Source organism: Dehalococcoidia bacterium (genome assembly GCA_035574915.1).
Lineage (GTDB): Bacteria > Chloroflexota > Dehalococcoidia > DSTF01 > WHTK01 > DATLYJ01.
The window spans coordinates 1-13,019 of record DATLYJ010000131.1 but is presented as its reverse complement, the minus strand read 5'-3'; the positions used below and the strand labels follow the sequence as shown (position 1 = coordinate 13,019).

12 protein-coding genes are annotated in these 13,019 nt (G+C 68.3%); 1 reads left to right on the top strand and 11 read right to left on the bottom strand.

Going from position 1 to position 13,019, the window contains the following annotated elements:
* The 10 genes from VNN10_12485 to VNN10_12440 all read right to left on the bottom strand — a co-directional run.
* Positions 1-2,200: polyribonucleotide nucleotidyltransferase (locus VNN10_12485; protein HXH22835.1), on the bottom strand; the 2,200-nt coding region annotated here is incomplete at its 3' end.
* A 210-nt stretch (positions 2,201-2,410) separates the two neighbouring features.
* The gene (gene rpsO, locus VNN10_12480) at positions 2,411-2,677 is read right to left on the bottom strand and encodes a 30S ribosomal protein S15 (GenBank protein ID HXH22834.1); all 267 of its coding nucleotides are present in this window, start codon (positions 2,675-2,677) and stop codon (positions 2,411-2,413) included.
* Between the two features lie 142 nt (positions 2,678-2,819).
* On the bottom strand, positions 2,820-4,118 hold the full coding sequence (locus VNN10_12475) for a hypothetical protein (protein HXH22833.1): 1,299 nt from the start codon (positions 4,116-4,118) through the stop codon (positions 2,820-2,822).
* A 105-nt stretch (positions 4,119-4,223) separates the two neighbouring features.
* Positions 4,224-4,526, bottom strand: a complete 303-nt coding sequence (locus VNN10_12470; GenBank protein HXH22832.1) for a hypothetical protein — start codon at positions 4,524-4,526, stop codon at positions 4,224-4,226.
* A 109-nt stretch (positions 4,527-4,635) separates the two neighbouring features.
* Positions 4,636-6,282, bottom strand: a complete 1,647-nt coding sequence (locus VNN10_12465; protein HXH22831.1) for a PEP-utilizing enzyme — start codon at positions 6,280-6,282, stop codon at positions 4,636-4,638.
* Positions 6,283-6,367: 85 nt separating this feature from the next.
* The gene (locus VNN10_12460; GenBank protein HXH22830.1) at positions 6,368-7,960 is read right to left on the bottom strand and encodes a PEP-utilizing enzyme; all 1,593 of its coding nucleotides are present in this window, start codon (positions 7,958-7,960) and stop codon (positions 6,368-6,370) included.
* Positions 7,961-9,541, bottom strand: coding sequence for a PEP-utilizing enzyme (locus tag VNN10_12455; protein ID HXH22829.1), 1,581 nt, complete (start codon positions 9,539-9,541; stop codon positions 7,961-7,963).
* Between the two features lie 120 nt (positions 9,542-9,661).
* A complete protein-coding gene (locus VNN10_12450) occupies positions 9,662-10,564 on the bottom strand; it encodes a crotonase/enoyl-CoA hydratase family protein (protein ID HXH22828.1) in 903 nt (300 codons plus the stop codon).
* 14 nt (positions 10,565-10,578) lie between these two features.
* Entirely contained in the window at positions 10,579-11,106 is a 528-nt protein-coding gene (locus tag VNN10_12445) for a DinB family protein (GenBank protein HXH22827.1), read from the bottom strand.
* Between the two features lie 7 nt (positions 11,107-11,113).
* Positions 11,114-12,265, bottom strand: coding sequence for a hypothetical protein (locus VNN10_12440; protein ID HXH22826.1), 1,152 nt, complete (start codon positions 12,263-12,265; stop codon positions 11,114-11,116).
* A 204-nt stretch (positions 12,266-12,469) separates the two neighbouring features.
* Here VNN10_12440 and VNN10_12435 point away from each other — a divergent pair, with 204 nt between their 5' ends.
* Complete coding sequence (locus tag VNN10_12435; GenBank protein ID HXH22825.1) at positions 12,470-12,637, top strand: hypothetical protein; 168 nt, start codon at positions 12,470-12,472, stop codon at positions 12,635-12,637.
* Positions 12,638-12,658: 21 nt separating this feature from the next.
* Here the strand turns inward: VNN10_12435 and VNN10_12430 are convergent.
* A partial coding sequence (locus tag VNN10_12430; protein ID HXH22824.1) for a hypothetical protein occupies positions 12,659-13,019 on the bottom strand: 361 nt, incomplete at its 5' end.

The following is a 13,019-nucleotide window of genomic DNA, read 5'->3' as shown; positions in this document are numbered from 1 at the left end:
CACCGGGACGCCCGTCCTGCCGCCCGACAGGCCTTGGCGGCGTCGCGGAGCGCATCGGCGTCAGGGTCGAAGCGCGGCGAGTGAGCGGCGACGGGATCTCGCCCGTCTCCTCTTCTTCCTCACCCGGCTGGGCGCCTTCGAGAACGGCGCGGCGCGAGAGGTTGATGCGGCCCATGTTGTCGATCTCGGTGACCATCACCATGATCTCGTCGCCGACCTTGACCACGTCCTCCACGCTGGGCACGCGGTAGTCCGCCAGCTCGCCGATGCGCACCAGGCCTTCCTTGCCCGGCATGATCTCGACGAAGGCCCCGAAGTCCACGGTGCGAGTCACGCGGCCTGTGTAGATCTGGCCGACCTGCGCCTCCTGCGTCAGGCCTTCGATGATGGCGATCGCCTTGCGGGCCGCCTCCTCGTTGTTGGAGCCGACGAGCACGGTGCCGTCGTCCTGCACGTCGATCGTGCACTTCGTCTCGTCGACGATCGAGCGCACGGTCTTGCCGCCGGGGCCGATGACGACGCCGATCTTCGAGGGCGGAATCTGGATGCGGTACATCCGGGGTGCGTAGCGGGAAAGCTCGGCCCGCGGCTTTGAGATCGTCTCCGCGAGTTTGTCGAGGATGAACAGCCTCGCTTCGCGGGCGCGGTAGATGATCTCGCGGATCAGGTCGATGCTCAGGCCCCTGATCTTGAAGTCAGCCTGGATGGCAGTGATACCTCGCCGCGTGCCGGCAACCTTGAAGTCCATGTCGCCGAGCGCGTCCTCGAGGCCGGCGATGTCGGTGAGGATCTTGTAGTCGCCGTCCTCGCCCGTCACCAGGCCCATCGCCACGCCGGCGACCATGTCCTTGATCGGCACGCCGGCGTCCATGAGGGCCAGCGTGCTGCCGCAGATGCTGGCCTGGGAGGTACTGCCGTTGCTGCCGATGACCTCGGAGACGAGGCGGATCGTGTAAGGGAACTCATCCTCGCTCGGGATCACGGGCAGAAGGGCCTTCTCGCCCAGCGCCCCGTGGCCGATCTCGCGCCGGCCGACGCCACCCAGGCGCCGCACTTCACCGACCGAGAAGGGCGGGAAGTTGTAGTGATGCATGAAGCGCTTGTGCTCTTCCGGCGAGAGGGTATCGATCTTCTGTTGCATGCTCATCGGGCCCAGGGTGGCGATGGTCAGCACCTGGGTCTCACCCCGCTGGAAGAGGCCGGAGCCGTGCGTGCGCGGCAGGATGCCAACGTCACACGAGATGGGCCGCAACTCGTCCACGCGGCGGCCGTCGGGGCGGAGGCCGTTCTTGAGGACGTTGTCGCGCACCGTCTGCTTGATCACGGCATCGAGGGCCATAGCGATCTGCTCGACGCCGAACTCGTCCTCGAAACGCTCGATCAGCTCGGCCATGCGCTCGCGCCGCCCCTCCTCGCGCTCCTGCTTGACGGAGCTCAGGATCTCCTGCGTGCGGTCGGCCAGATAGGCGGCGATGGCCTCGTGGGCCCTGGTGTCCATGACCTTGGCCCTGACCTCCATCTTGGGTTTGCCGAGCTCGGCCACCATCTGGTCCTGGACGGCGATGATCTCCTGGTTGCGCTGGTGGGCGTAAGCGATCGCCTCCACCATCACGTCCTCGGGCACGCTGTCGCCGCCGGCTTCGACCATGATCACCTTCTCGCGCGTCGACGAGACTACGAGGTCGAGGTCGCTCTCCTTGAGCTGCGTGAAGGTGGGATTGAGGATGAACTTGCCGTCGATGCGGCCGACGCGCAGGGTTGCGACCGGGCCCTCGAAGGGGATGTCGGAAATCGCGAGAGCCACGGAGGCGCCGACGGCCGCGATAACGTCCGGGTTGTTCTCCTGGTCCGCCGACAGCGGCGTGATGATCACCTGCACTTCGTTGCGGAAACCTTTGGGGAAGAGCGGCCGCAGGCCGCGGTCGATCATGCGGCCGGCGAGTATGGCGTCGTCCGAGGGGCGCCCTTCGCGACGGGGGAAGGCGCCGGGGATCTTGCCGACCGCGTACAGCCGCTGCTCGAAGTCGATCGTCAGCGGGAAGAAGTCGATGTCACGCGGCTCCGGGCTGGCGCAGGCGGTGACAAGCACTACGGTCTCGCCGAAGGCGACCGTGGCGGAGCCGTTCGCCTGGTGCGCCAGCCGGCCGGTCTCGATGATCAGCGGACTGCCATCTAGGTCTACCTGATAGATGCTCGACATTCTCTCTATTGTTCCTTCCAGGTGCTATAGGTCAGAGGGTACGGATAGTGCGCTGCAGCCTGGCGACCAGCCGGGAGTGACGCGCCCGTCCCAGAGCCAACGACTTATGGGCCACCCGTTCTCCGCGCGCAGCCTTTCCGGCCCCGGAAAGACCCGCTCCTCCTCGCCGCGGCGAGGTCCTTCAACTACGACGAGGCCCCCGCAGGGTGGTTACTTGCGGAGGCCCAGCTTGGCGACGATGGCGCGATAGCGCTCAACGTCCGTCTTGTTTAGATAGGCGAGCTGCCTTCTCCGCTGCCCGACCATCTTGAGGAGCCCTCTACGGCTGTGATGGTCCTTACGGTGCGTGCGGAGGTGCTGCGTGAGGTGGTTTATCCGCTCGGTCAGCAGGGCAATCTGAACCTCGGGCGAGCCGGTGTCGCCCTCATGAGTCTTGTGAGTTTCTATGATTTCGGTCTTGCGCTCCGCTGTGAGCATCCGGCCCCTTCAGGGCTGGCCCCCTCGGCAAACTGCAGGCTTGCCTCGGGCCTTCCTCGTCGTGCTATCTCTGTCGTAGTCGCCAACATCCTAACATACGCACTTCCGCAGCGCCAACCGTGTGTGTGCGGGGACCAGGACATCACTCGCAGGCGCCGCCGGGACCGGCGCCGAGCGTGAACAGGAGATAGCGGCCATCGGGCGACCAGGCACCGTCGCGCAGCTGAACGGGAAGGCGGAGATCGAAGGACATGTGGACCGCCGTCGTGCCGAGGTCGGCGACAGTCAGGCGCCACGCGCCGGCATCCCCGGCCTTCGCCGCGAAGGCTACGGCTCCGCGGTCCGGAGCCGGCGCAAGCGCGTACTCCACTTCCCCCGGAGTTCGCGAGACATTCCGGCCCGGCCCCCCGGGAATCGTAGCAAAGACCTCTGTCTCCCCACCTGGAGCACCGTCGCGGCACTGATAGCCGAGGTGCACGACGGTCTGCGCGTCCGCAGCCCAGCGCGATTCGAAGCCGCCCGGGACCGGCGCGCCCCTGCCGGAGGCGAAGTCGACGACTTCCGCCAGCGCAAGTCCGGTGGGGCCATCGATCGATAGCAGAAGAGCCCGGTGCGTTGCGCCGGCCCAGTGCGCAAGCACAAGGCGCGGCGCCAGCTCTATGAGCCTGCGGCTGGAGCGCTCCCAGGCGACGCTCCGGCCCTCGCCCCGGCGATAGGGACCGTCGAAGTAGACTACCCAGGCCCCGTCTGCCGAAGGCGAGCCGAAGATGACGCGCGGATCGAGGACGCCGGGCGGCTCCTCTCGATCGAGTCGCCGCTGCTGTCCCGGGTCGGAGAGTCGCGCCAGGTAGAAGGCCGGCTCGTCGGCGTTCGGCAGCCCGACCGTGTAGGCGATGCGGTCTTCGTCCAGCCAGCGCGGGTCGCCGGCGCCCATGTGGGAGACCACGGCCTGCACCCGGGAGCCATCGCGGGCCATGACCCGCACGCCGGTGCCGGCCTGGAATTCGTTCATCGGCACGAAGGCAAGCTTCGACCCGTCGGGCGACCAGGCGAGGTCGCGCACATCGCCGGTGGCGACCCGGCGGGCCACAGCGCCGCGGACATCGAGCAGGTCGATGAAGCCGTCCCCGGAGCAGCAGCGCGCGAAAGCGATGACGCCGCCGTCCGGCGACCAAACGCCGTCCAGCAACGGCGAGGCGAAATACAGCGCCCCGGTTGAGGTATCGAGCAGGTAGCTGCCGGCCGCATCGGGCGGCGAGTCCGCGGACGCTGGCTCCATGCTCGCCAGCGCGACCGGCGCCGCAGGGACCGCCGTGGCCGGGACACGCGCAGCCGCGTCCGCCCTGGTAGCCTCAACCGCCGGCCCGGGCGTCTCGCTGCCGCGGACCGCCGAGCAGGCCGCCAGCAGCACGACGAGGAAGGCGGCTGCCAGGCGCTTCACGCGCACATACTAGCTACGAGGCTTCCAGCCTCCCCGTATTCATGTAAACCCAACTCCCGACCTGAAATCCTGAAATGCTGAGATGCTGAACCGCTGAACCTCTGCCTACGCGTTCAGCACCGGCTCCACGCGCACCACGAAATCGATGCGGCCGAGCTCGGCCGCGGCGCGCGTGACGGCATCGGCGAAGGAGCGCGAGTCCTGGGGGTTGTAGGCGATCACGGTCGAGCGGCGGCCCATCGCCCAGACCTCGTTCGAGATCGAGTTCAAGAGCACCTCATACGGCATCCCGGCGGGACCCGCCACCGCCACGTCGGCGCCCGCCTCGGCCAGCGCCACCACCAGCGCCCTGTGCTCCGGCGTCCCGGTCCCGGAAGCAAAGACGATGCGGGAGTCTAGGGCGGGCAAAGGAGCCTCCGGCAGAGCCAACAGCGCGATAAACAGGAAGCAGGGAGCAGGATACAGCAAGCCGGGCGGGGCTGTGTCTGTCCCGACCAGTTTCGTGCTCCTCTCGGAGTCATCCCTCGAGCCTCACCACTCCGTTCGTCCCGTCCACCGTTATCAGCTGGCCGTCCCGGATCGTCGCAGTCGCCAGCCTGGCTCCCACCACCGCGGGGATGCCGTACTCGCGCGCCACGACGGCACAGTGCGAAAGCGTCCCGCCGACGTCGGTCACGACCGCGCCGGCGATGGCAAAGGCCGGCGTCCACGGCGGCGCCGTCGCGTAGGTCACGAGGACCTCACCGGGAGCGAGCCGGTCGATGTCATCGAGGCCCAGGATGAGACGCGCGGTCGCCCGCACGACGCCCGGGCTGCCGCCGACCCCGCGGATGGCGCCGTCGCCCATGGGTTCGTTGGCCACGGGACCGAAGAAGCGCTGCATGAACGGCGGCATCGAGACTTCCGCTTCGCCGATCGAAGCCGGCGGAAGCACCCGCAGCCAGCGCTCTCGTTCCGCGCGCCGCGCGGCAGCCAGACTCCGGAGGCTCGCCGAGTCACCGGCCACGACACGCTCCATGTCCTGCTCCGTGAGGTAGAAGGCGGTGTCCCGGTCGTCGACCAACCCCTTTTCGATCAGGCGGTCGGCTATCGCGAGGCAAAACCGCCTGCTCGCAGCAGGCCCCTGCTGGTCGATGTAGAAATTGTGGTCCTCGATGAGCACCGTGCGCTGCTGCGCCATGCGCATCTCGTGCTGGAACTTGCGCCATGCCTCGTCGTCGCCCGAAAGCGCCGGCGCTATCGCCGCCAGGCGCTCCTCCCGGCGCCGTTCCGTGCGACGGTGCATCTCGGAAGGGCTCGACTCCGGAGGCTGGTCCAGGTAACGCCGCACCATCAGCAACGGGAACTTTGGCTCTTCCGCCCAGGTAGGGAACGAGAGTTCGCTGAAGGACTCGTTCCTGTGTCCGAACTCATCGAGGTAGGCCGTCAGCCGCTCGCGGAACCTGGCTCCCCCTTCCGTCCCGTCGAGCCTCTCGAGGAACACCCCGGTGTTCTCGGAGCGCATCAGTCCCTCCACCGCGGGGAGCTCCTTGACGACCTCGCTCAATCCCCAGAGGCCATTGGCCGAGTCGAGAGAGCGGTTGGGGAATCCGCCCATGAGGTCCGTCGCGATCAGCTCGCCTTCGGCGCCGAAGCGTTCTCTGCACAGGTCAATGAAGCGCGATGAGGCCTCCGTCGTGAGTCCCATCGCAAGCATGTGTATCTGGCCGAGACGCCTGCGGGCGGCGTGGACCTGCGGGAATAGTTCGAGTCCCGCTTCGAGCGACGTCACGTCCGAAGCCATCGCACGGATCGAGCGCGTCAGCGCCCGGCACTCTGGTTCGTACCGCTCCCTCCAAAGACTCAGGAGATGGGGCCCGCGCTCCTCGGCGTCTCTGGCCCGCATCCGCTCGCGCAGCGCCTGGTTATCGCCGTACGGCTCTTGACGTATGTAACCGAAGCCATGGATGTTGAGCCGCACGCCGAACGTCGGCAAGCCGACTACGTCGCTCGTATGGTTGAACCCGTTACCAATGTCCCTCCAGAGGACGGCTGACAGCGGCGTAACCGGCAGAGGCGTGTGCATCTGGTCCCAGAACCAGCCGTGCTTCTCGTCCTCCGAGTCCTCCCAGGCCACCGGAAAGTCCGTGCCGTCGGGGCACTTGTAGACAGTCATCTTTGCCATCGCAGCTCCCCGGCTAGCGCCCGCCGGGCGGAGCAGGCGCAGAGTGTAACCGGCTGGCAATCACTCGTGCACGCATCGGCGCCGGTCATCCGCCCAGCCGCACCACGCCCGCGCTGCCATCCACGGTCACGGTCTGCCCGTCCCGGATGGTCGTCGTCGCGCCGCGTACGCCCACAACGGCCGGAATGCCGTACTCGCGCGCCGCGATCGCCGTGTGCGAGAGCAGGCCGCCGCCATCGGCCACGATCGCGCCCGCGACGGCGAACAGTGGCGTCCACGCCGGCGTGGTCGTCGCGCAGACGAGCACTTCACCCGGCTGCAGGCGTTCGTATTCGTCGAAAGACGCAAGCACGCGCGCCGGCGCCGTCACGACGCCACGGCTGGCGCCGATGCCGCGCAGTTCGCCAGGCGCGGCGGCCTTCTCCGCCTCCGCCGGCGCCTCGCCGCCTATGGTCGCTGGCGGTACCACGCCGAGCCAGCGCAGGCGCGCCGCGCGCCGTCCCGCGACGACGGAGCCCCACCCCGACCTTCCTGCAACGGCAGCCTCGATCTCCTCGGGCAGCAGGTAGAAGACGTCATCTGCCGCTTCCAGGCCGCCAGCCTCCACGAGACGCCGGCCGCGCGCGAGCAAGGCATGGCGGATGGCGCCGCAGAGGCTGAGCTGCCATTGCGCGCGACCCTCCTTGAGCCCCAGATACCCGCTCAGCGTCAGCAGGCGGGCCCGGAACTCGGACAGCTTGGCCGCGTCGGAGCGGAAGCGTTGCTCCAAGACCTCGATCGCGGCCTCCCGTTCATCGGCCGCCGCCGCCACCAGCGAGGCCGGCTCCGGCAGGTCCTCCACGATCGTGCGGCGCACCACCTGGAGGCTGATCTCGGGCTGCTCCCGTAGAGTGGGACTGGAGGGGTCCCAGTCCGTGGTCCGCCAGCCGTAGTAGTCGAGGTAGCGCCTGAACCCTTCGGCGAAAGCGCCGCCACCCTCCACGGCCTCAACCTCTTCCAGGGTCGGGGTCCCGCGGGCGAACAGCGCCGCGAGCGGGGGCGAAGCCCTGGCGTCCTGGGCCAGCTCCCAGAGGATCTGGGCGGCTTGCAGGGTAGCCGTCGGATAGCCTTTCGTGAGCTCGACCGCTACCCGCTCGGCCTCGTCGCCGAGCTCCTCGCGCAGAAAGCGGACCGGGTGGTCCTCGTCGATGCCCCACATCAGGAAGGTCTGCTCGAAACCATAGCCGAAGGTGTCGATCAGAGACGCCACGGGTTCATCGCCGGTCGAGGCCAGGAGCTGCTGGACGGCGCGGATCGCCCGCGGCATACAGTACTGCAGCCAGAAGTTGGCGGCGCTGCCGTACTGCTCACGCAACCGGCGGTTGACTTCCGCCGCCCTGGCCCGCGCCTCCTCGTCCGGCTCTGACTCGTGCCAGTAGTTGAAGCCGTTGAAGTAGGCGAAAGAGGAGCCGCCGACGAACACGTCCCCTTCGGCGAAACCCAACTCGCTGCGGGCACGGCGGCTGCCGCTCCCGCATTCCCGCCAGATCGCCTCGTCCAGGGGCGTGACCGGGGCAGGGTTGTGCTCCGGGTCCCAGTGCCACGTGGAACCGGCCTCTTCCGCGGAACGCCAGCGCACGGGAAAGTCGCGGCCGTCGGAGCACTCGTAGATCGAGACCAGGCCGTCCTGCGAAGGCACTCAGTCCTCGATCCTGACGATGCCCTGGCCGCCGTCGACGGTGACGGTCGCGCCATCTGGAATGCGTCTGGTGGCCACGCCCGTGCCCACTACCGCCGGGATCGCATACTCGCGGGCGGCGATGGCGGTGTGCGACAGGACCCCGCCTGTATCACTGACCACCGCCGAGGCGATGGCGAAGAGAGGCGTCCAGGGAGGCGCCGTGGAGGAACAGACCAGGACTTCGCCCGCCCCAAGCCGGTCCGACTCCCCGAGGTCGAGGATCAGCCGCGCCCGAGCCCTCACGACGCCCTTGCTTGCGGCGATCCCGTTCACGATGCGTGCATCGCCGGACTGCTCCACCCCGAGGCCAAAGAACCGATACATCATGCCGGTCATGCCCGTCATGCCGGCCGGCGGCTGAGCGCCGAGAAAACGCGGCGGTATCAGCTTCTCCCACCGCGCGAGGTCGGCGCGGCGCTGAGCGGCCAACTCGCGCGGCGCCGGCACGCCGTGGCCGGCGGCCAGGTCCTGGAGCTCGGACACGTCGAAGAAGAAGACGTCCTCGGGCGAAGCGAGACCACTCTCCTCCACGAGGCGGCGTCCCAGGGCGAGCAATGGTATGCGCATGACACCGGAGACGATGAGTTGCCAGAGCGCCCGGCCCTCGCTGACCGGTACAGAGCGCTGGGCCGCGGCCAGCAACTCGCGAAAGCGAGGCAGCTTGTCGGGAGGCAGCCTCGCCTCCACCTCCCGCACCACCTCTTCGCGCTGCTGCGCCGCGCGCCGAAGGGCGGCGGCTGGCCCGCGTTGCGGGTCCGATGCATACCGGGCAATCAGCTTCATGGGGACACTCGGGTCTTCCGACCAGGTCGGCAGGTGCATCTGTCCCCAGCTCGGCGCCCGCAAACCGTAGGCATCAAGGTACGCCTCGAACTGCCGCAGAAATGCCTCGCTGCCGCGAACGGCGGCGACGCGCTCCCGGCTGCCGCTCGCCAGCGCTTCCGGCAAGCCCGGGACGCCTGATGCCATCTCCGCGAGCCTGGAGAGGCCGGCTCCCGAGGCCGACGACTCGTTCTCGAAGCCCTGGAGCATCGCGGTCGCCTTAACGGCCGCGCCGGCCCCGAGCTCGGCCTCACAGAAGTCGAGAAGCGCATTCGACGCGACGCTGAAGACCATCGCCCGGCCAAAGGTCAACGACATCGCTTCGGCCGCCTCGGCGCTCAATTCGTCCAGGCTGCCCGCGAGTCGCGCGGCAGACATGGAGCCGTAGTCGCGGTGGCGGATGCGGGCGATGATCTCTTTCAGCCTGGGGAGCTGCTCCTCTTCCCAGATCTTCATCGGGTCGACGCTGATCAGCAGAGGCGGCCCCGCGGGGCCAGGCGAAGCGGCGGGCGCGGGCGGACCGAAGGAGCGATAGGGGTAGCCGTTGACAATCAGGGAGCGGCCGCCCATGACCCTAGCCATCATCTGGGCAGTGAGCTCCGCCGCCAGCGGAGGCAGCGGCCGGGGTATGTGCATCTGGTCCCACAGCCAGACCAAATTCGCGTCCGCCGGGTCGGGCCACTCGAAGCGGAAGTCGTCGGTCGCGCGGATCAGCATGGCATCTCGGCGGACAGTGCAGGCGACGGAGTGCAAGGACTGTCCCGCCTCAACCTGCACCCCCGGCGCATGTCCTCTTCTGTTGTCCCACTAGCTCCGCTCCCGACATCGTTCTCTGCCCTAGCCCTGGAGCCGGCGGATCTGCTCCTCGCGGCGGCGGCGATACTCTTCGGCCGTGCGACCATCGCCGAACTTCGCGTCGCGCCACTCCAGGGCTGCCTTGAGACCCTGCTCGCGGCTGATCTGATTGAACTCGCGTACGGCCGGCGAGAGGTGAGCGCGCGCGTCCATCTCTGCTGCCATGCGCTGGATAGTGCGGGCGCCCATCATCTCCATCGCGATCTGGCTGATGCGCTTGTTCGCCGCGAGGAGGTCCGTGTCGATCATCGCCATCTTGTCCGCGAGGCGCTCCACTTCGGCCTCCAGCTGGTCGGCCGGCACGGCGCGCCAGACGAGCCCGATACGCTCGGCCTCGCGGCCGTCGATGGAGTCGCCGGTGAGGAGCATGTAGCGCGCCCATTGCGGCCCGACCAGGTATGTCCACATGTGCGCGACGGGCGACCCCATCGCCCTCACCGGCGGGAAGCCGATGCTCGCGTCCTCCGCGGCGACGACGATGTCGCAGAGGAGCGCCAGGTCCGTGCCGCCCGCGAGACAGTAGCCGTGGACCTGAGCGATCACGGGTTTGTGGATGTCCCAGATGGCCATGCGGAGGTGCTGGCCCTGTTCCAGGCGCCAGGCGTCGTCCTCCATGGACTGGCCGCGGCGGGTCGGGCGCGCGGGCCCGAGAGCCGTAGGGTTCTGCGGGGGCGGCGACGGCGTGAGGTCGTATCCGGAGCAGAACGAGCGGCCGTTGCCCTTGAGAATGATGCAGTGCACCTCGGGGTCGGCGTCTGCGCGCCAGAGGGCGTCGTTCAGCTCGCGCTGCAGGTAGCCAGAGAGAGCATTCAGCTTTTCTGGACGGTTGAGGATGATCCGCGCCCGGCCCCTCTCTACTTCATAGATGATCTGCTCGTAGTCCATGGCGCCCCTCCCACTCAGTCAGTTGCCGTGCCGCTGAGCCCCTGCATGCCGCGAAGGGCCTCGATCATACCCAAATGGCGGTTGTCATGGGCGAAATGGCCGAGGAGGACGGTCACGATATCCCGTGAATCGCCCGTCGCCCCGGAAGTGGTCCGCCTCAGGTCCGTCGGCGCCAGGCTGGCGACTGCATCGTCGAGCGCGCGCAAGCAACGAAACGCATACTCCTGGACTTGTTCGCTCGGGACGCGAGCGAGGGCCGGCGTCATCGCGTCACCCATGCCCATGCCGGTCTCCGCGACGCCAAGCCCGGAAGACGGGAGGCCCCAGCGCTGAGCCAGCCGCTCGGCGACCCAGACCTGCTCGCCACCGCCGATGGCCACGCGGTCGAAGTCCGCCCAGCGACCGAGGTGCCAGACGTGGAAAGCGATCGAAGGTAAGGTCTGGGCCGGCTGCCAGCGGAACTGGTTGTAGTCTAGCTCGTCAACGACTGCGAACAGCCTCTGGTGCGCTTCCACACGGTAGGCCTTGAACGCTTCCAGCAACTCCTGCTCATGCATGGGCAGCCCACGTCCGTTCCAGGATTTGGTCGAACGCCAGCCCCCAGGGCGGGCGCAGGAAACCGAGCGCCCGCACGTCCTCGAAAAAGAAGCCAAAGGGAGACCCGCGCCCGAATGTGCCGCCACCGATGATCTTGCAGATGCGGCCCGTGACCGACTCCGCCAGTTCGGCCACCGCGGTCTTGGCGTGCAGGGCATCGAGCAGGGCCTCCGAGCCCTTGGCTTCGATCCGGCGCAGCATGCCCTCGTACGCCTGGCTGATGAGCCAGGCCTCATTCTCCACCCGCGCCCACTCAACCTGCTCGTAAGGCCTCAGTGAGTCCCGGCGTCGAGCGACCTGCTCTCGGGCGAGCTCCACGGCGCTCTCGACCACGCCGGTAACGACGGCAGTGAACAGCGCCGATACGAATGCGCCAGCCTTGCCGGAGACCACGCGCAAGTTCCCCGGCCAGGCCATGCGCGTCGCATCGTAACCAGAGAACTCGAAGGCATGACTCTGGGTCGCTGCCATGCCGTGGCCGTCCCACTCGGCAACGAGGCGCATGCCGCCGGACCCGTCCCACCGAGCGTCACGGACGTCGAGATAAAACCAGTCCGCCGACTCCTCACCTCGCGGCAGGGCCGTGGTGATCATGTAGGAAGTGACCCCGGAGCCCGAGCCGAAGTGCTTGGCGCCCGAAATGAGATACCTCCCCTCGCCAGCTGGCTCGGCTACCGCCCTGGTCTTGCCGACGTCGCCGCCGCTGCCCGGCTCCGACGTAATCGTGCCCCAGAAGTGCCCCTCCAACGCCGTGCGAACGATGGCCTCGAGCTGCTCCCGCCAGGCCTCGCGATACGGCGCCGGCGCCTCGGGCTGGCAGAGCCAGAACGAGAGCACCGCCGGGTGCATCGACGCCACCAGAGCGACAGAGGGGTCGCCCCGGGCCAGGGTCCGAAGTGCCTCGGCAGCCGGCCGCGTCGATGACGCGACGTCCTGCCACAGTCCCCCCATCGCTGCCGGCACGCCCGTAAGCAAAAAGCCGGCGTCGGCAAGGCCCGAGAAGTCCTGCTTGTCCAGGTGGCGCCGGACCTGCCGCTCAGGGCGCTCGGCGGCGAACCGGCGGGCGAGATCGCCCACCCGCGTAAAGACCTGGTCAGCGTCCATGCTTGCGCTCCTTCTACGCGTCCGGCGCTACTGCAGCGCTAATCATGCCAGATAGCATCGACCGAACGTCTCGGGGGACAGAGGCCTGGAGCGGGGCGGTCAACCGCGCAAGTCCTGGCCGCTTCGTCGCGGGCCAGGCAGCCTCCCTGGCAAAGCACCATCTGTCCTGGCGGCACGAGCCCCGGCACGATGTAGTATCGGGCTATGACGCTCGCCGGCTGGGTGATGATGGCGGCTGGCCTTGTCCTGTACCTGGCGGCCTTCGCCCAGGGCCCAGGGCCAACGATGGGCGATCGTCCCTTGCAGGCGACGCTCTTCACGCTGGCGACGCTGCTGCTAATCGGCGGCTTCGCGCTGGTGGCAGTGGTCTAGCCGGCACGAGCGCCGGGCGCCTTAACGCCGCCGCGCGCAGGCGGCGCCGCTGGCATCGGCGCAGGGGATGGTGAACCAGTAGCGGGCATCATCGTAGGCGTCCCTCCACTGGGAGCAACCCGCGTTGTTGCAGGCCCGGACGGCGTAGTGATAGAAGCCCGGCTGCCACATGTAGAGGCTGGCGCCGGCAGCGCCGCCACAGTCGCTTTCCTTTACGCCGTAGCGCACCTCTTCTCGGACCTGCTCACCTTCGCGGATCACCGTCTTCACATCCGTGAAGTTCGCATCCTGGCCGGACGGGACCCAGCAGACAAAGACCAGGTTGGGCGAGCCCAGGAAGTTGAACGTCAGGGTGACTTCGGGCGGCGGGGCGGGGGGGGCG